Source organism: Mesorhizobium sp. GbtcB19 (assembly GCF_019091085.1).
In the GTDB taxonomy this organism is placed as follows: Bacteria; Pseudomonadota; Alphaproteobacteria; order Rhizobiales; family Rhizobiaceae; genus Mesorhizobium.
On the sequence record NZ_JAGXJY010000147.1, the window covers coordinates 1 to 335 of the forward strand.

Genomic DNA, 335 nt, shown 5'->3' on the forward strand with positions numbered 1-335 from the left:
TAATAAATTGCTTGTTCAGGAAATGAGGTGTTAAATTCATAAGGGCAATGATTACAACATGTACCTTTCGAAGTTCTAGAATTTACAGCAGTTTTCCTTTCTTGTCCTAATTCACACTCCCACCAGAATTCCTCGTTACTTCCATAATTAACTTCTTCTGGTGTTATATCTCCATTTCTTTTGTAATTCCATTCTTTTATCAACTCAGGAAATTTTCCAGCTAAAGAAGAACCATTTTTTAACTTATATTTTTTAAAACTTTTAATTCTTGAATCTTTTGCACATTCAGGACAGCTAGTACCTGAAGTTCGGCTACTTACTGTTGCCCTCCATTC

General features: G+C 33.4%; 1 protein-coding gene. It reads right to left on the reverse strand.

Annotated features, from left to right (window positions below):
* Positions 1-335 (reverse strand): zinc-ribbon domain-containing protein (locus KVT37_RS31985; RefSeq protein WP_217578993.1); only part of this gene is annotated, 335 nt, incomplete at both ends.